The sequence below is a fragment of the Microbulbifer regidiadema (SeqCode) genome, from assembly GCF_052467605.1.
The window spans coordinates 1,889,653-1,907,681 of the sequence record NZ_CP174316.1; the positions used below are offsets into that span (position 1 = coordinate 1,889,653).

The window sequence follows — 18,029 nt, forward strand, 5'->3', positions numbered from 1 at the left end:
ATAAATAATCTTGTCTATCTCGGTTAATTAAAGCGCGTAATTGGCCGCCCACTGGTCGAGGACATTCCTATACGGCTTAATAAATTGCTCTTCTGTAAACTTCCCCTGCTTAATAGCCAGCTGGCTGCGCTCTTCCCGATCATAAACAATTTTGGTGAGTGAATAATCTTGATGTTTCAAGCTGGGCTGATAGCAGTTACCCGCCACAGAGTTTGCATTGTAAATCTCAGGCCGATAAATTTTTTGAAAGGTTTCCATCGTGCTTATAGTGCTAATAAGCTCAAGGTTTGTATAGTCACCGAGCAGGTCACCACTGAAATAAAAAGCCAGAGGCGCAACACTATTTGGCGGCATAAAATAGCGGACCTGTAGACCCATTTTCTCGAAGTAGTCATCGGTCAAGGAGTACTCATCCTGCCGGTACTCAACCCCCAGCACAGGGTGCTGATTTTCAGTTCGATGATAGGTCTTACTGCTCGATACACTCAGACAAATAACAGGGGGTTTACTAAAATTATCCCTGTAGGTGCTTGAATTCAGGAAGGACTGGAAAATTTTCCCGTGGAGATCGCCATAACCTTGCGGAAGGCTAAACTCAACTTGATTCTTGTTATGTTCCAGCAATAGAACACTGAAATCATAGTCTCGCACATAAGAAGAAAAATTGTTGCCCACAATCCCTTCGATACGTTGATTGTTTTTATGATCAACAATATTCGTTTTCAACACTTCGATGGTAGGGAAAGTCTCTCCGTTACCCTCAATATCAATATCAACGGAAATAATATCCAGCTCTACCGAATAACGGTCTGCATTAGGATTGTCCCAGTGCGCCAGGGCATTAAAGCGGCTGTCAATCATTCTGAGGGTATTGCGCAAGTTATCCCGGCGGCTCTCCCCTCTAGCCAGATTCGCAAAGTTGGTCGTAATGCGCGTATTGTCCAATGGACGATAATCTTCATCAAAACACAAGCTCTTGATGCTGAAGGTAAACTCTTTATTCATTGCGATCTGACCACCCTGGTTTCTGAGGCAAAAACCGAACTCTCTGTTCAGTAATTGAAATTGCCACGCAGGATAAGTCACTTTATAAATGAGCAGAAATGGTATATTTTCAACAATCCATTAATTTCATTCATGATTTGTTCGGGTAAAGCCCATGCTAGAGCGCTCACACCTAACAATAATCCAAGCCGTGGACCAGCAGGGCTCGCTCACTGCCGCAGCCAAACACCTCTGTCTAACCCAGTCAGCGCTGAGCCACACCGTGCGCAAGCTGGAGCAGAATCTGGGTACCCCTATCTGGTTGCGCGAGGGCCGCAGCCTGCGCCTGACTCAGGCCGGTGAGTACCTGCTGGGCCTTGCCAATCGCGTCCTGCCACAACTGGAGCACGCCGAGAACAAACTGAAGCAAATGGCGCAAGGCGAGCGCGGCACCTTGCGCATTGGTATGGAGTGCCACCCCTGCTATCAGTGGCTACTGAAAGTCGTATCACCGTTTCTGGAAGATTGGCCGGACGTGGATGTAGATGTTAAGCAAAAATTTCAGTTTGGAGGCCTCGGCGCCTTACTTGGCTATGAGATAGACCTATTGGTCACGCCAGACCCTTTCTATAAAGCCGGATTGCGCTTCGACCCGGTGTTTGATTATGAGCAGGTACTGGTCGTCCCTCGGGCTCACCCCATGGCAAAGCGGAAATATCTGACAGCGGAAGATCTCCGCGATCAAGTGCTGCTGACTTACCCCGTGCCGCCAGACCGACTGGATATCTACACCCAATTTCTCAACCCCGCAGGTGTCGTACCTAAGCGCCACAAAACCAGTGACACCACCGACATCATGCTACAGATGGTAGCCAGCGGCCGCGGGGTTGCAGCTCTACCGCGCTGGCTGGCGGAGGAGTACTCTACCAAGCTGGCGCTAGCGACGGTGCGCCTGGGGCAAAAAGGCATTGCCAAACAGATCTATCTGGGAACTCGCGAAAGTGATAGCGATGTTGAATACCTGAGTGCTTTTATCAAGCTGGCGAGAGGCTACGAACACTTAGACACAGAAGCCTAGGACAAATTAGGCTTAGTCTTAAGTCACGGCAGACGGAGAACCCTAAACACAACCCCCCATACAGGCGACCCCAATTACTCTAGCGGAGTAAAATAGAGATGCGTGATATTGCGGATATTCTGATTGAATATGAAACAAAACTGCATCAGTTTGAGATGCGCAAGAGCCCAGAGGTTATAAAAAAACTGTTAAGCCCTGACTTTAAGGAGGTGGGAAAATCCGGGCGGACCTTTGACTGCCAGAGCATAGCTGTGGCAATGCAGCGAGAAGAGGATGGCGATTGGGAAATACACAGCCAAAACTATGAGTGTATCCCCCTATCAGATACCGTCATTATGCTGCTGTATCAATCCGCACAGCGTAATCACCGAGGGGGATACACAGGGTTCTGTAAGCGCTCATCTATTTGGGTGAGAAGCAAAGGGCAGTGGCAAATGCAGTACCACCAGGGAACCCCCTGCGAAGCATTTAAGCTGGAGGGCAATATCTCTTCTACAGCGCCGGCACCAAAATCGTGAGTGCTTTTATCGCAACGATCCTACTGGCCCTGGCCGTATGGCTGGTACCCCACTTTTATCGCCAGTGGCGTATTCACTACCGGCGCTCACAGCCCCTAACCCGAGAGCAGTTGCAACTCCTTAGAGAAAACCTCCCGCTCTACCGCCACCTAAGCCCCGGCCGTCAGCGGGAACTGCGCAGTAATATTGCCCTGTTTCTCCACGACAAAGCGTTTATCGGTTGCGAGGGGCTTCAAGTCAGTGAGCGTATGAGGGTGACTATCGCCGCCCACGCCTGTCTGCTATTGCTGGGCCGCAAAAATGAATGCTATCCCAACCTTTACAGCTTGCTGCTCTACCCCGATACCTATGTAGCTTATGAGACCCGCCGAGAGGGCTATTTGGAAACAGCCAGACACAGTGCCCGCGAAGGGGAGGCCCACTATCGCGGCCCCGTAGTTCTCTCCTGGGGAGATCTGGAAAAAGATCTACAATTCCCCCAGCGCGGCCACAATGTTGCCCTGCACGAATTTGCCCACAAGGTCGATGAAGAGGACGGCTATTTTGATGGCCGCCCACTATTTGAGAACAGTGATGAGGGGGCCACCTGGGCCGACGTTATGAGCCGGGAATTCCTGCGCCTAAGGCGCAGAGCTGAATTCGGTGAATTTGCCGGCGACAACCCATCGATACTGGATTTATACGGCGCCCAGTCTCCCGCTGAATTCTTCGCCGTGGCCACTGAGAGCTTTTTTACCATTCCATCTGCTACGCGCGCCTTACACCCGGAACTCTATCGGGAATTAAGCCAGTTCTATCGCATTGACCCCGCCGAATTAATAGCGGAAAGAAACAGCGCAACTCGCTAGAGAGGGCGCTTATTCGCCCCGGCATCCCTGCGGCTGCTATGCTTGAGTCGAGCATCAGTGGAGTTGGAATAGTGGCCAATTGGCACCGGTTGAGACTTGGCATCGCGGGACTGGTCATTCTATTAAGTATGGCTCAGCTGGGCACAGCGGAGATTGCCACAGGCCAGCAAGATGCAAAAGCCCTGATTCAGCGCCTTGAGCAGCAATACCTCAATATCCCCACACCCGTATTTGTACAACAACTGGAAAAAAACACACTGCCGGACTCAAAATTACAGGCTTTTATTATGGAGCAGCGCCTGATTAATTTATCCGACTTAAGAAGCAATGCGCTGTCATTACACCGCTTTGGCGGCCTACCCGGAAAGAGCACAAGGACATTTTTTGCTCAAATAACCACAGCAGAAATCCAAGCTAACGACCTGCTGCCCACCCTTATTCAAGCACTGGGAGTCTCCCCCGAGCAAATTGCCCAGCACCAACCGCTCGCAGGTGCGCAAATATATCCCGCTTACACCGCCTGGCTTGCCAACTATGCAGAACCCGCTGAAATTGCCGCAGCCCTACTGGTCAACTTTCAAAGCTTTGGTAAAAATGCGGCGCGTATTGCAAAAGCTTTAAAACAGCACAAAAGGCTAACCAACGAACAGCTCCGCTTCTTGGTCTCTTTTAGCCAGCTGCCAGAGGGGTTCCGGGAGCAGGCTACCGAGATAGTCGCAAAAGGCTTAGCCTCAGGTGTTAGAGAAAGCGACATCGAAATTCGGGTACGATTAATCCAAGCCTATGAGCAGGAATTTTGGCGGGCATTTGAGGCTAAAATCAACACCAATTAGAACCACCTATATTACTTCTTACTTTCTTAATGCAGCAAAAATCCACCGCCGCCTTAACTGTACACTAACAGTTGTACACCCATTTGACGGCCAGAGTAATTTCCTAGTCCGGATTACTTAACTCTTTGACCGCTTTCCTTGCATTAAAGAGTAGGCTACAGAAGCTCTCATCAAAAGAATTTTTCAATTGATCATCTGAAAATTCTATTAGAATACCTGCAATATACTTGCCCCCAAGATTCCGATCACTTCTATTGAGATATCCTTGAATCTTCCTCAAAGATATCTCAAGGTCTTTTATCCAAATCCATTCACCCTCCAACCAAAATAAGCCCTTCTCTCTTGCTGCCATCTGCCTACGTGACACACAAACCAAATCACCATCTATTGCCCCCCAAAGAAGTTCAATCAAATCAGATTTTCTGATCATAACACCTTATTCCAGCCCCTAAGACTTACTGCTTTTTTGCCATTAACTTAACTTTAGTAGGCACACCCTGGAGGACTTCCGTGCTCCCAAGTATACATTTCAATCGACCGAAAGGATAACAATGCAGAATACGGTTGTGAGCGCGCTATACACCCGGGGGGGGGTTAAAGACCCCTACAATGATATCCAGCCTTGGAATTACCATCTTCTTCCCGAGGCTTTTGGTGGTAATAAAGCGCTAAATGGCTACGAGGTTCGTACCGAGCAAGATTTCGGTGACGCCTTAAAGGCCTTCTCTAGATTTGACGGACCGCTGATTCTCAATGTTCACTTAGAACAATCTGAGCCGGCAGCGTTTTTTAAAAAACTTAGCCAAGCGATGCGGCACTGATGGGGTTACCCAATAAAAAATCATCAATATGGTCTTTTAGATATTGCCAAGCTTCATTAAACTCGGAGCAAAATATCAAATGGGTTATTAAAACTTTTATGGGGATCATCCCCACAGCAATTACAGAGCTTCGCTATTCATTTGGCTGTATCAATCTCAGTGGCCATTGCCAGAATTTTAATCTGTGATATTCGATTAACCACCAATGTCTATACATCAACCAATAAGCTTACCCCTTATCTAGAACCCTTTGCACACCCCCTGCTATAGAAGCTTTTACCGCCAATCGAGTCATCTGGCTCAGAAATCTACTCAGATTTCGCTATATACGCGCCAGCGCAGGATTCGAACACAGGCTTATCGATCATACCTTATGCTAGCTACACTAACTTCTAACGGCTTACAAAGCTCATATAGACAAAAAAAATCGGTAATATATTTTAGTTAACATATACAATTTGGATTTCACCTTCGATATCCCTACCCCAGCCTATTACTTTTATAGAATTTACGATAATCTTATCTAATCGGCTTCAGAACCCGGCATCATCCGGCGACACTGGGCTCCCAGCTTTAAAAATTCAAACAAAGAGGGAAGTCTAAACGTTAGTATTCCATTAGCTTTAATAGAAAATTACTAACAAATCTAAAAATCGAATTTAATCGACACCAATACTTACTTAAAACAATCACACACTTACAGTCAAGTGAATCATGTTTTTAGAAGCCCTTATAAAAATAAGTTAAATCAACAGGTCGCCCAAGTCATTTATAGTTGCCCAGCACCCTCAGTTTGTCGTGTATTTAGCCAGGTTATTCCAGAACGTGAATACTTAAGGAAATAGAATGCTGATAACTATTGAAGATAAACGAGGTATTCAGTACGAAGTCCGTATCCGTATGGGCTGGACATCTCAACCTGGTATTCCCACCCCATTCGATCCCGACCAGTTTCTTTCGATTTTTGACGATGCCGCGATCGAGAAAGTTTACCAGCACTTTTTCGCCTCTGGATCTCTGCTCAATGTAAGCACCCTAGCTGACATCTCGGGGGCTCTTTCTCTGGGCCCCGCATCTGAGCCCCCGAGCCATTTATCCACCTATGGACGGGAAATTCACCGCGCCCTAATACAGAATCAGCTGATTATCGAGCAGGTGCCCAACGTAGCGACAGCCAGAGGCGGCCAGCAACAACAGGCATCCAATAGTGATGGCGCCAATTTCTCCGACTTTAGCTCCTTTGAGGCTGCCGTGCCCGAGAACTCTAGCGGCCCCTCTTCGAGTAGTTCCAGCTCTGGAAGTTCTAGCAGTTCCCGTAGCAATCAAAACAATAGTAATTCCGACAGTAGCGCCAGCAGTAATTCAAATAGTACTCAGAATAGTCAAGCGAACGATAGCAACGAGCCTGACAACGCAACTGCTACAGTGGGGCAGACACCTGAAGGTGAGGTTGTCCCCTGTGCAGATGACTCCTGTCATGGTGGCGACCCCATTAACTTGAAAACCGGGGAGGAGTTTTTATCCCTGGTGGATGCGGTGCTAGATGGCCCGCTGCCATTAACCCTGACCCGATCTTATCGCAGCAGTAATAGCGAGGATTTTGGTCTGGGCCACGGCTGGGCGCACACCTTAAACGAGCGCCTGATACCGGGTAATAAAACCGTAAAGTTTTATGATGCCGAGGGTCGGGTAATTAGTTTACCGAAACCGGGCAATAGCGGGCGAAGCCACAATGTGGTGGAAAAGCTATCGCTCACCCGAATGAACGATGAGCACTGGGTGATCAGCCCCTACGGCGCCTTAAATGGCGTACAAAAACATTTCAAGGCGATAGGCGAGAGCGGCACTCTAAAACTCTCTGAAATACGCGACGGCTATGGCAACTACTACCTGTTCCACTATATCGGCGAGCGCCTGATTTGTATCGAGAGCAGTCTCGGCGAAGCCCTGCATATCAGCCCACCGGAAGGACAGCGCAACAGCCTGCGCATGGGCGAGCTAAAAAAAGAAACCCGCGATGGCCGCATTAAAATACTGGCTCAGTACGAATACAGTGACGAAGGCGACCTGATAAAAGCCACTGATGCAGATGGCTACAGTGAGCACTATGAATACCAGCAACATGTCATCTCTAAGCGCACCTTAAAAACCGGTTACCGCTTTTACTTCGAATGGGATAGAGAAGGTCCCTCGGCCCGCTGTATACGCCAGTGGGGCGACCCCATCGATGGGCAGGCCACCTACAACTACGCGTTTGCCTGGGACGAGGATGGTCACGGAGTTACCGTGACCGATACCCGTGGTGGCGAGGAGCGCTACCGCTTTAATGAGCGCGCCCTGCCGATTTATCACCGCGACCCCGAGGGCGCAGAGACGCTCTACAGCTACAACGAGCTGGGTCAGGTAACCAAGGTCCAGCTGCCCAGCGATGATGGCAGCCTGCGTGAAGATATCTATCAGTACGACAATCAGGGGCGCCTGACCCAAAAGACCGATGCCGCCGGCAATAACCACCGCATCGAATACAACAACGAAGGCTTACCAGGCAAAGTCACCGACCCAGCCGGTAATACTTGGCAGCGGGAATACAACAAAAACGGCCAGATCGTTGCCACCACTGATGCCCTCGGCAACAGCACCCGCTACAGCTATAACCCGGTCGGTCTGATCGGCAGTGTTACCGACCCCCTCGGCAATGCCACCCGCTACCTGTGGAACCCGGAAGGTCGGCTCGCAGCAACCCAAGACCCTATGGGCCGCAGCCAGCACTATCGCTATGATATGGCTCGCCGCCTGCAAGAAGTACAACACGCCCCCGGCCAAATCACCCGCTACGAATACGACAGCCAGGATCGTATTCATGCGGTTATTACCCCAGATGGTGCCCGCACCCAGTACAGCTACAACGCCCAAGGATTGCTTGCCGAAATTACTGACTCCGAAGGCCGCAGCACCTGCTACGCCTACGACGGCCTCAGCCAGGTTAAGGCGCGCACCAATCCGGATGGCAGCCGCCTGGAATACCACTACGACGGCGAGCGCAACTTAATCGGACTCACCAATGAAAATGGCGAGCGCTACCAGCTTAAATACGACCTCAACGAACATCTGATCGAAGAAGTGGGCTTCGACGGCCGCGTAACCCGCTACGCCTATAACCGCGCCGGCCATCTGATCGCTTCAAGAGCGGTAACTGATCCTGATACCGGCAAGGGTATCGATACGATCTTTGAACGCGACCCCTTCGGGCGTATGTTGGAAGAAGTGACTCCAGATGGGATTACCAACTTCCGTTACAACCGCAGCGGCCAGCTAATCGAAGCGGAAAATAGCCAGCGCAAGCTGCGCTGGGAGTATGATGCCAACGGCCGCGTCACTGCGGACTGGCAGGGCAAAGAGAAGCTTACCCATAAATACGATGCCGCCGGCAACCGTATCGCCACAACCTTGCCCGATGGAGAAGTCCTCAACTTCGCCTTCAACCCCGCCGGCCAATTCCAAAGCCTACACCGCCGCCCAGTCGGTGGTGATACCTATCAGCTGATCACCCGTATCAGTCACGATGAACAGGGCCGGGAGAGCCAGCGCCAGCACGGTAATGGGTTGGAAAGCCAGCGAGATTATGACCCTCAAGGGCGCCTGCAAAAGCTGCGTCTAAACAAAACTAACAGTCCTATATCAGATCCGGCTCAGGTCTCAAACGCAATTCTGGAGCGTGGCTACCAGTACAATAAAGCCGGTCAAATCGCCAAGATCGAAGACAGTCTGCGCGGCACGCGCAGTTATCACTGCGACGCTCTGGACCGTCTCACTCAGGTAGATGGCCCCAACCCCGAATATTTTGTGCACGATCCTGCGCACAATATTCTCGCCGCTGCCAGCTCAGAGGATGAAGCTAAACAGCAGTCCAATGCTACTCAAGTCAAAGGCAACCGCCTAGCCTTCCGTGGCGATACCCACTACCGCTACGATATTCACGGCAACCGCATCGCCGAACTGCGCGGTAAAGGGCAGAAGCTGCAAACCCGCTATCACTACAATACTCGTCAACAGTTGGTGCGGGTAGAAAAGCTTAAGCTGGAAGAAGGGGTAGAACAGCTTCAGCAGGAGATTCACTACCAGTATGACCCGCTCGGCCGTCGTATTGGCAAGGCAACTAACAGTGAACAAACCAGCTTCCTCTGGGATGGGGATGTCCTGCTTCGTGAAAATAAAGCTGATATCCACACCCGGCAGGACCTGAATACTCGAACTTACTACTTTGAACCAGGTACTTTCAAGCCGGTTGCGTTAAAAGAAGGCAAACAAGAGAAAGAGCAGGTTTACCACTATCATCTGGATCATCTGGGAACGCCTGATACCCTTACCAATCAAGAGGGCGAAGTGGTATGGAGTGTTGCCTATAAGAGCTATGGCAATATCGCTTTAGCCCATCAGAACCAGATAGAACAGCCAGTTCGCTTCCAGGGGCAGTACTTCGACGAAGAGACAGGGCTACACTACAATCGGTTTAGGTATTATGATCCACAAGTTGGGGAGTTTACTCAGCAGGACCCGACTGGGTTGTTGGGTGGGTCAAATAGCTATCAGTATGCGCCTAATCCAGTTGAGTGGGTGGACCCCTCGGGGTTGACTGCGGCGAAGGAAGATCCTAGTAGGCAAGTTAATACTATTGCTGGGCCGCAAGTACAGAAGGTTTTTGTTTTAAACGATGCACAAAAGGGTGTACCTATCACTGATGCAGAGCTTGCACTGGCTAAGGAAGGGAAGTTTTTAGAGTTTTGGCGCTCTCGCCACTTAGCTGGTGATCCAGTTGCACGAACGGCATTGACGGGTTGGGGTGATCCTGACTTTGTTGGTGCAAGTTTATTTGAGAAGCTGGCCGCAGGTCATACCTGGAGCGATCTAAGTTCATATATTTCTGATAACGGTCTAACAGTTTCAATGGAACAAATTGGGGCTGAATTAGCTTTAGCTCATGCTAATGCGGTTATTGGTGATGGGCGTGGCATAGCTAACCTTTTAAGCCCGACTCAGGTTGCTGGTTATCACCATTCTGTTTTTCGAGGTCATGGAATTCCTGCTCATATATTTGGAGGAACGCACAAAGTTCCTTTTGTTTCTGTTCCTGTTCAAGGTGGATGGGGGCCAGCCATGTTTGATGCTAATACCTATAGTGGTCTGTGGTGCAAAGGTTGCGATAGTACACCGTGAGGAAAATTAAAATGATTAAAGTATTAGTGATTATTGTTTTATCTTTTTCTTTACTCGGTTGTAATCAGTCAGGAGCCGAAACAAGTAATGATGATATGGAATTGAAATTTGGTCGTACAAAATTATCAATCCCTCAGAAATATATCTTACCTGGCTTTCCGTCATCGATTGCTCCCAAGGAAGGGCTTGATGTTGATGATGGAGCGCTCATAGAAGTTCCAATTGTTGATCTGGGGGTTGCTCCACAATCGCGCGGTGGTTTATCTGACAAACTTATTGTTCTAATTTCTGGTTTTAGTAATCAAGTTAACCCAGGAGCTTTAAGTGCTTGGAATGGAACAGGCTTGTTTGATGATCGAATTATTGAATTTGATGATCAGGTGAAGCTTTATAGGGTTTATCCGAAAGCTGGGTATCCAATTGTTTGGCAATACTTTAAGGCTTCACCGATAGAAGGCGGTGATTTTTTATCGAACTGGGTGTCGAGTTGCACAGCGCCTCCTGGCACGGATGGAAAGAGCTTACCAAAAGTAAAATGCCAAGTTGTTAGCCGCTACAAAACAGTTGAGAGTCAGATAACTTTGACCGGTGAGAATATTAAGATATTGGACTCAATCAATGAAGGGTACAGGAGCTTATTATCTAGCTGGGAAAAACCGGGAGCGCCCCCCAATTAAAAAGTTGTGAATGCCTTCAGAAGGCCCTTCACAATGATCAGAATGGAAAGCGGCAAGGCCTCGGCAGAGCGATCTGCCGGGGCTTTGTCGTTATGGTCTATCAAGCCTGCTTCTTCAGCTTGGCATTCTCGATAAACGTATCGATCACCTGAATCACCTGCCGCTTGGTGGCGGCGTCCAGCTTCTCAATCTGCTGCATTCGTCGCAAAAATCCTGGACATCCAAAGAATGAAGAGCCGGAAGCTAGAAAAGAATTTTTGCGCCACTACTTGGTAGCCGGTATATCTTTCTCAAAATAGATGACAATTTGGCATTAAAAGATCTTTTGGGGAGCCCGTAGGGAATTAGGGGAGAGTAGAGTCGGGAGCGATGGAATCTAGGAGCAGCTGATAAGCGGATTTCTGTAATTTAGCAGGGGGGGGGACTAAGAAAGCGTTGGCAATCGCGCAGCCCGTGTACCCAGCGTTTATTTTGCTGCGCACAGACCTGGCGTACCGCTTCCGCCGAGCCACCAAGCGTTTAAAGCGGCTTTCAAAATTGCTGTTTAGATAGAGCCAGTGTTTTGGCGAAATACCCAGCCGATTTAAAATAGGTGGGATGTTTTCAGAAATAACGCCACGCTTTTTAGGGTGCAGCTGCCGGCCACTCCAGTCTACCAGCTCTAAATAGTGATCCAGCTGAAAAGGTAAGCCTTTAGGCATATCCTGGCGCTCCCCGCCCACCAGTGGCAGTAGGCTTTTGGGCTGCTGGCCTGAGATGGCTGTGTGTATGCGTTGCTGGATCGAAGTGTAATCGGATTCTTCTGGAGTTTTAGCGATACCGGCACGGATAGGGTTGAGGTCCACGTAAGCGAGGCAGGCGGCAAGGGCTCTTTCATCCAGCAAGGCCTGAGACTTGAAACGCCCTTCCCAGAAACGACCGGTGCAGTTGTCCTCGGCATTGGCCTGGCGGGCGATGGACTCGCTCAAGCAGCGCATAAACCAGCTGATATCGGTCAGGCGCTCGCGCCAAAGGGTTGAACAGTTCTAGACACCCACGATAACACCTTGGTAAATCTTCAAGCGGCAAGCAAGCTGACTGCCTCTGGGAGGGTAACCCCCTCTACAGGAAAGCAAACCTAATATCCACACCCAGCAGGGCCTCGATAGCTTTATCTATCAAGAAGGCCAAGTGGTATGGAACGCTGCCTACAAAGCTATAGTGATATCGTCTACCCCACAAGAACCCAATAGAACAGCCTATTCGCCTAGCTAGAAAGAGGACTATAAAAATGTGAATAAAAACACCACAAAATACACCCCCCGATAAAACGCCGCAAAGAGAAAGGATGACCTCCATGTTTATCACCTACATCCCCACCAGGAATATAGACGCCTCCAAAGATTTTTATGAAAATAAAATGGGATTTTTCGAGGATGATTACGGCTTCAAACTAAACATTGCCGGCTATGACAAAGTTAGAATACGGCCGCAGATCAAGAGAGATTTCCCGCAGGAAAACTATTGTTATTTTAGCTACGAACTAAAAACTGGCTTTCTTAGTTACTGCAAAAAAATTATGGATAAAGGGGTTAAATTTAAGGTGATAGCAATGACTCCGGGTGGTTATTCTGGAATGATTATCGATCCAGATGACAATAAGATATTAGTAGAGTGCGAAAGCTTTGAAGATAACAACTCTATCGACCCAAGTGAATGGGAGTGCTACAGAAGGTATTAGGAAGCACAGTCCAAACAACGGCAGTAGTGATGTCGCGCAACAATATAGGAAAAGATGAAGGTGAAGTTAGAATTAGATAAAGATGATACATTTGAAGAATTGGCGGAACACTTTCGCTTATTCATTATGCAAAACTTTAATCGCTGTCTGAAAAATACTGAACTATCCAATAGCAAGAAAGAGCAGCTATGCACTGAATTTTTAGCCGAACTGTGCGTAAACTTAGATCAGGGCGAGTGGGAACATAATGGCAAATACTATCGCCCTACAATGTAAGCGCTCAATAAACCCCACCTGGCAGATTAGTAGGGGGTGTGATACCCCCCTACTAATCTGCCTGTTTGATATTCCAGGGTAGTAACACTTCAATATCTTCAAGAGATTGGGCCTTGGGCAGTTCACTAAATACTTTGCAGAGATAGGCGTAAGGTTCGAGGTCATTGCCTTTAGCGGTTTCGATCAGGCTGTATAGGGCGGCGCTGGCATGGGCGCCTCTTGGGGTTGCACTGAAGAGCCAGTTTTTCCGGCCAACAACGAAGGGGCGGATGGCGTTCTCCGCTGCATTGTTGTCGATCTTTAAATTACCGCTGGCAGTGTAGATCTGTAGCTTGCGCCAGTTTTTATGCAAATAGTTCAGCGCTTTTCCAAGAGTGCTTTTCGGGATTACCTTGGGACGTGTTTTTTCGAGCCAGGCATGCAGCTTGTCCAGCACAGGTAGACTCTCTTTTTGTCTCAGTTGATACCTTTCTTCAGCGCTCAGCTCTTTTCCTTTTCGTTCAATATTGTATAAATGGGTAATGTAGTTGATTGCAATGTCAGCTCTACTGGGTTTACTTTTGCCGGATTTTTTATTCTTACTCTTAGCTTTGGTTGTCACTTGCGCTTCTACAAATTTCCGGCGTGCATGTGCCCAGCAGCCAAGGTGAGTAATTTGCTCCTCTGTGGCAACTGCATAATAGCCAGAATAATCATCTGTTTGTAGATAACCTCTATAGCCAGAAAGTAAATCGCTAGCAATAGCGCCACTGCGACTGGGTGAATAGTCAAACAGGATCACTTTTTGATCTGGGAGCCCCCCTCGCCGTATCCACATATAGGATTTACTTTGTGCGGACTTTTCTGGCTCGTTTAATACCTGTAGAGGAGTTTCATCACACTGGATGACTGGCCCTTCTCTTAGCTTGTCATTAAAAAGGTTAAGGAGTGGCTGCACTAGGTGACTGCAACGTATCATCCAATTAGCCAGAGTGCTTCTGGGCAATTCAACTTGAATACGCTGAAAACCTTTTTCCAGACGCGCCAGAGGCATGGCATCCTGGTACTTGGCTGTGGTGATATATGCCAGCAAGTTAGGGCTGGCATTGCTTTTTGGGATAGGTTGAGCAGGCAATGCCGCAGTCTTTACACCTACTTCACAGTTGCCACAAGCATATTTCTTACGGACATGCTGTAGAACTTGGATCTTTGCCGGGATAATATCCAGCTGTTCACTGACTTCTTCACCAATAGCTTTAAGTGCACAGCCGCAATCACAGATTTTTTCTTTTTTAGGAAGATCATGCTCTATACGTACACGGGGAAGGTCAGCAGGTAGAGGTTTGCGCCCGGATGATTTTCTTCGAGTGTAACTAGCAGACTCTATTACTGCCTCAGTAGCTTCGCCTTCACCCTCTTCTTCACACAGGCTATCTGTCGCCTCAGACTCGGCTTCATTGAACAGGCCAATCTGGTCTGGCGAGCTTTTCTCACTGCTTTTGCCGAAGCGCTGATTGCGAAGCAAAGCAATTTGCTCTTCGAGAAAGCGGATATGCTTGTGATTTTCTTTAAGCCTGGAATCCTGCTCAAAAATTTTCTTAGATTGCTCAAGCAGAAGCGTTTTTAACGCTTCTGGATCGGTGGGTAATAGTTTCGCGTCCATGTTTTCCATGGCTGCTATTTTACCGTGATGAACAGCTATATAACAGAGTTAAGGTGCAAGATTTGGTGGGGTTCCTGCTCCCAGATATTAAGTCCATCAAGGAGCTGGTTTAAATCCTTGCCATTACGTATGTGGTATTTTGAAATATCACTCCATTGCCACTGAAATCGCTGTTTCTCCAATCGTTTATACCAAACGATAAACCCATTGCGCTCCCAATACAAAAGCTTAATCTTGTCTCGACCGCGATTACAGAAGACAAAGATAGCATCTTGCATTGGTGATAGCTCCATCTCTGCTTCCACTATCGCCGCCAGACCATCAATAGATTTGCGCATATCCACAGGTTCGGCATAAAGATAGATCTCCGCAGACTGTCTTGGCCTCAACATTCAGGTTGCTCTCGAAGTAGGTGTAAAACCATTGGCAGTGTCCGTTCGAGTGTGGATTCACGGAGATGTATCTTTGCATTTCCAGGAAGAGTCACAACTACAGTTTCATCAGTAGATCTCGGTGATACTGATAGCGGAATCAATTTCGGGGTCTTCTTGGCCTCCTTGCCGCGCCAATAAGTAAAGGTACTGAGTCTGAGCTGATGCTCCCGGCAGTAGGCTGTCTGTGAAAGCCCGCTATCCTTCCACTTAGTGACATGCATCATCCAGAAGTCTGATTTACTTTGCTCTGTCATGTAGATCTCCTGATCGTTTAAAAACCAGGATCGTAGCGGATGGGCACTTGGATTTTTAGGTGGGCTTTATTGAGCGCTTACCCTACAATTGGATTTATTGACAGCGAACACCTCCAACTTTGGGATGAAAACACTAAAATTATTGTTCCCTATGAGGCTTACCATCATCACGATAAAGTCTGGGATGAAGTAGAGGATAAATTTGACCGGTGTCGGTTGGGTTAAATTATTCCCACCGCTTAGCGATAGGGGCGCTATAGATGATATCGCTGCCAACAAAGGGTAACTGTAACTATTACAACCTTTGAAATAAGACAGCAGCACTGATTGGAGGGGAAAGCCAGACCTCCAGCAAGGCGCGGCTTGGCAAAGTGTAAGCACTCTGTCAGCCGCACCGAGATATTGCTGAATTATTTCAGCCCCCTGCCCTATTAAGCCGATGCCTGCGGACGGGTATTGGGTAGAGCGTTCGAAATATCACTGCCTACCACTGGCTTCTCTAAAGGCTCAAACCAAACACTATCCGGCTCGATCTTGGATTGCCGTTTTTGCAGGCGCGCCAGGAGTAACACAAAGCATGCCCCAATCAGCAGGGCAACAAAATCAACGGCCCATACCGGGGTTGCCGCTCCCAGTAACTCACCTCTTATCAGCGAGCTGATTGGAATCAGGAAAATTGCAGTTGTACAGAAAATCATAAGTTGTCGTGCGGCAGCCATTGGGCGGTGGGTAAACGCCCAGGCCACAGCCAAAAGAAAACCGGTGTAATAAGCGGCCTTCTGCCAAAACTCAATATCCACCTGTCCATGAGGCAGCCACTTCACAGCCAGCATACTCACGGCTATCCCCAGGAGAGTTCCCAGGCCAACCCCCACGGTCAACCTCGCCATAACCCGGGATGAGGTTGTTTGCACGGGCAAGGCCCCCTGGCCCCGGCGCTTTTTACGCCGGCTTTCAATCCACAAGAGGTTACCGCTAAAGAAGATCAGTGCCCCCATAATTCCCAGTACAAAATACATCCAGCGCACCGCATCGCCACCAAAGCTACCAAAATGCAGGGAGAAAATACTTATTACCGTACCACTGTATCCATTGAAGCTACCGGGCAGAATACTGCTGTAGGGAAGCTCTCTCAGGTAGGGATTGCCGAGCACATAGGCATACTCAGCGCCGCGCACCACTTCACCGTGCATTATTCCCCCCACCCGCATACGCGGGGAGCGCGTATCCAGGCCTATATAGAGGATTTCCGCCATCTGGAATTTGGGCTCGCGCTGCTGGATCACCGTCTCCAATTCGGCAACCGGCACCAGCTCAGAGAAGTGCTTCACCTCCTGTGGCGCAGGCCGGGTGAACATTGGCGAGTCCCCATAGGCGGTCACGCGCAGGGCATCGTAAAGTGGGTCGTGGAAGGCAAATACGAATGCAGTAAAAGCGATCACCAGATGAAATGGCAGCGAGGTAATTCCCAGTACATTGTGAAAATCGAGCCAGTAACGCTTGCGATTCTTGCCCTTTCTCAGTACCAGTAAATCCTTGAACCAGGAGGGTAAGAAGACGATCAGACCTGAAATCAATGCCACAAAATACAGGGCTGCAACTGCACCCAGTACATAGGTACCAAAAGCATCGTGACCTTCACCACCGGGGATACCTGCGGTGCGATGCAGGTGGTCAACAAATTCCCCAATCGCAGAAACCGTAAAACTCTGAGTAATCAACGCGCCCTGCTTATCGAAGCTGGCATACCACAGCGTGTGCTCATGGGTCTGCTCATCCTCTATTTCCCAGCTCACCGGTGCCGCTTGCAGACCTGCTAACGGCAGCTGCACCGTCATTTGTTTTGCCGCTTCCGGGTGCGCCTGCAAAACTTCAGAAATTAGATGGTCATACTTTTCTACAGGAATCGTTGGCAAAGTGGTCTCAGGTTGCAGGGCCCACTGGTTAAGTGGCCCCTTAAACATGGTCAGGGCACCGGCAACAAAGGCGATATAGAGAAACAGACCTGCGATAATACCGGTCCAGGTATGCACACTCTTATAAGTTTTAATCAATTCAACGCGCATAATCTCAACCTCCGAATCTCGCAATCCACAGCAGGGTAAATAGCAACACATTCAGCCCCAGATAGAGGGACAGCATGCGCCGGGCACTGGTAAACAGATAGACCAAACTCACCGCAGTGAGCCAAATTGGGCTGATCAGCCACATCGTAAACTGACTTCTGTCGTCGACCGCTGCATCGCCGGGGGCCCATACGGCCAGCAAGCTGGCAATAGCAACCGCTATTGGCAACCCCAAAAATACTGCACATAGGCTTTTTACCCACCACTGTGGTTTATAGCCTTGCAACCCCTTTTGAATCCGCTTCTTTTTCCCGGCTAATACTTTTCCAGGCTTATCGAGCACCCCAGTAAAAGGCAATAACCCCAGCGCCAACATCAATAAGCAAAGAAGTGTAAAGGCGGAGGACATTGCTGAAAAAGTTTGACGGAAAAGTGTCCAGGAGATGACAAGAAGTACGAGACTGGCGGAGAGAGCGGGGTAAAACTGGAGGGGTCTCTGCTCGCGCCACTGCTGATTAGGGCAGCCCAAATAAAAAACAGACGAGGCAAGAATACAACTAAGTAGCCCGAGTCCGACTAAAACTGAGGAATACATTGCAAGTTTTCACTTAAGAATTAGAGGTACTGCCCCATACGGTGATAGCCTGATTACCAAGCCCAAGCC

The 18,029-nt window shown here is 48.8% G+C and carries 17 protein-coding genes; 9 read left to right on the forward strand and 8 right to left on the reverse strand.

Going from position 1 to position 18,029, the window contains the following annotated elements; genetic code table 11:
* Positions 1-27: 27 nt before the first annotated feature.
* Positions 28-1,005 (reverse strand): DUF1852 domain-containing protein, encoded by a 978-nt coding sequence (locus ACJJIF_RS08905; protein WP_444931866.1) that lies wholly within the window; start codon positions 1,003-1,005, stop codon positions 28-30.
* Between the two features lie 154 nt (positions 1,006-1,159).
* On the opposite strand from ACJJIF_RS08905, the gene ACJJIF_RS08910 reads away from it, so the two are divergent.
* The 4 genes from ACJJIF_RS08910 to ACJJIF_RS08925 all read left to right on the forward strand — a co-directional run bounded on the left by ACJJIF_RS08910 (position 1,160) and on the right by ACJJIF_RS08925 (position 4,261).
* Positions 1,160-2,062 (forward strand): LysR family transcriptional regulator, encoded by a 903-nt coding sequence (locus ACJJIF_RS08910; protein ID WP_444931867.1) that lies wholly within the window; start codon positions 1,160-1,162, stop codon positions 2,060-2,062.
* A gap of 98 nt (positions 2,063-2,160) precedes the next feature.
* On the forward strand, positions 2,161-2,580 hold the full coding sequence (locus tag ACJJIF_RS08915; RefSeq protein WP_444931868.1) for a nuclear transport factor 2 family protein: 420 nt from the start codon (positions 2,161-2,163) through the stop codon (positions 2,578-2,580).
* Positions 2,577-3,428 carry a M90 family metallopeptidase gene (locus tag ACJJIF_RS08920; RefSeq protein WP_444931869.1) on the forward strand — a complete coding sequence of 284 codons (852 nt, stop codon included), beginning with the start codon at positions 2,577-2,579 and terminating at the stop codon, positions 3,426-3,428. Before ACJJIF_RS08915 ends, ACJJIF_RS08920 begins: the two co-directional genes overlap by 4 nt.
* Before the next feature lie 71 nt (positions 3,429-3,499).
* Positions 3,500-4,261 carry a thiaminase II/PqqC family protein gene (locus ACJJIF_RS08925; protein ID WP_444931870.1) on the forward strand — a complete coding sequence of 254 codons (762 nt, stop codon included), beginning with the start codon at positions 3,500-3,502 and terminating at the stop codon, positions 4,259-4,261.
* 103 nt (positions 4,262-4,364) lie between these two features.
* On the opposite strand, the gene ACJJIF_RS08930 is transcribed toward ACJJIF_RS08925, so the two are convergent.
* Complete coding sequence (locus ACJJIF_RS08930) at positions 4,365-4,691, reverse strand: hypothetical protein (RefSeq protein ID WP_444931871.1); 327 nt, start codon at positions 4,689-4,691, stop codon at positions 4,365-4,367.
* Positions 4,692-4,812: 121 nt separating this feature from the next.
* Here ACJJIF_RS08930 and ACJJIF_RS08935 point away from each other — a divergent pair, with 121 nt between their 5' ends.
* From ACJJIF_RS08935 to ACJJIF_RS08945, 3 genes are all read left to right on the forward strand, one after another.
* A complete protein-coding gene (locus ACJJIF_RS08935) occupies positions 4,813-5,082 on the forward strand; it encodes a hypothetical protein (protein WP_444931872.1) in 270 nt (89 codons plus the stop codon).
* A gap of 846 nt (positions 5,083-5,928) precedes the next feature.
* Positions 5,929-10,296, forward strand: a complete 4,368-nt coding sequence (locus ACJJIF_RS08940; protein ID WP_444931873.1) for an RHS repeat-associated core domain-containing protein — start codon at positions 5,929-5,931, stop codon at positions 10,294-10,296.
* An 11-nt stretch (positions 10,297-10,307) separates the two neighbouring features.
* Positions 10,308-10,973, forward strand: coding sequence for a hypothetical protein (locus ACJJIF_RS08945; RefSeq protein WP_444931874.1), 666 nt, complete (start codon positions 10,308-10,310; stop codon positions 10,971-10,973).
* Between the two features lie 344 nt (positions 10,974-11,317).
* Here ACJJIF_RS08945 and ACJJIF_RS08950 read toward each other — a convergent pair whose 3' ends face one another.
* Complete coding sequence (locus ACJJIF_RS08950; protein WP_444931875.1) at positions 11,318-11,950, reverse strand: hypothetical protein; 633 nt, start codon at positions 11,948-11,950, stop codon at positions 11,318-11,320.
* A 359-nt stretch (positions 11,951-12,309) separates the two neighbouring features.
* Between ACJJIF_RS08950 and ACJJIF_RS08955 the strand changes: the two genes are divergently transcribed.
* Both ACJJIF_RS08955 and ACJJIF_RS08960 read left to right on the forward strand, forming a co-directional pair.
* Positions 12,310-12,693, forward strand: a complete 384-nt coding sequence (locus ACJJIF_RS08955) for a hypothetical protein (RefSeq protein ID WP_444931876.1) — start codon at positions 12,310-12,312, stop codon at positions 12,691-12,693.
* Positions 12,694-12,753: 60 nt separating this feature from the next.
* On the forward strand, positions 12,754-12,969 hold the full coding sequence (locus ACJJIF_RS08960; RefSeq protein ID WP_444931877.1) for a hypothetical protein: 216 nt from the start codon (positions 12,754-12,756) through the stop codon (positions 12,967-12,969).
* Positions 12,970-13,021: 52 nt separating this feature from the next.
* Here ACJJIF_RS08960 and tnpC read toward each other — a convergent pair whose 3' ends face one another.
* The 5 genes from tnpC to ACJJIF_RS08985 form a co-directional block, all read right to left on the reverse strand.
* Positions 13,022-14,611 (reverse strand): IS66 family transposase, encoded by a 1,590-nt coding sequence (gene tnpC, locus ACJJIF_RS08965; RefSeq protein WP_444932334.1) that lies wholly within the window; start codon positions 14,609-14,611, stop codon positions 13,022-13,024.
* Positions 14,612-14,646: 35 nt separating this feature from the next.
* Positions 14,647-15,003, reverse strand: a complete 357-nt coding sequence (tnpB, locus tag ACJJIF_RS08970) for an IS66 family insertion sequence element accessory protein TnpB (RefSeq protein WP_444928607.1) — start codon at positions 15,001-15,003, stop codon at positions 14,647-14,649.
* Complete coding sequence (tnpA, locus tag ACJJIF_RS08975; protein WP_444931878.1) at positions 14,997-15,299, reverse strand: IS66 family insertion sequence element accessory protein TnpA; 303 nt, start codon at positions 15,297-15,299, stop codon at positions 14,997-14,999. The genes tnpB and tnpA overlap by 7 nt, the downstream gene beginning before the upstream one ends.
* 431 nt (positions 15,300-15,730) lie before the next feature.
* A complete protein-coding gene (locus tag ACJJIF_RS08980; RefSeq protein ID WP_444931879.1) occupies positions 15,731-17,365 on the reverse strand; it encodes a PepSY-associated TM helix domain-containing protein in 1,635 nt (544 codons plus the stop codon).
* A gap of 4 nt (positions 17,366-17,369) precedes the next feature.
* Positions 17,370-17,960 carry a hypothetical protein gene (locus ACJJIF_RS08985; protein ID WP_444931880.1) on the reverse strand — a complete coding sequence of 197 codons (591 nt, stop codon included), beginning with the start codon at positions 17,958-17,960 and terminating at the stop codon, positions 17,370-17,372.
* Positions 17,961-18,029: the final 69 nt, after the last annotated feature.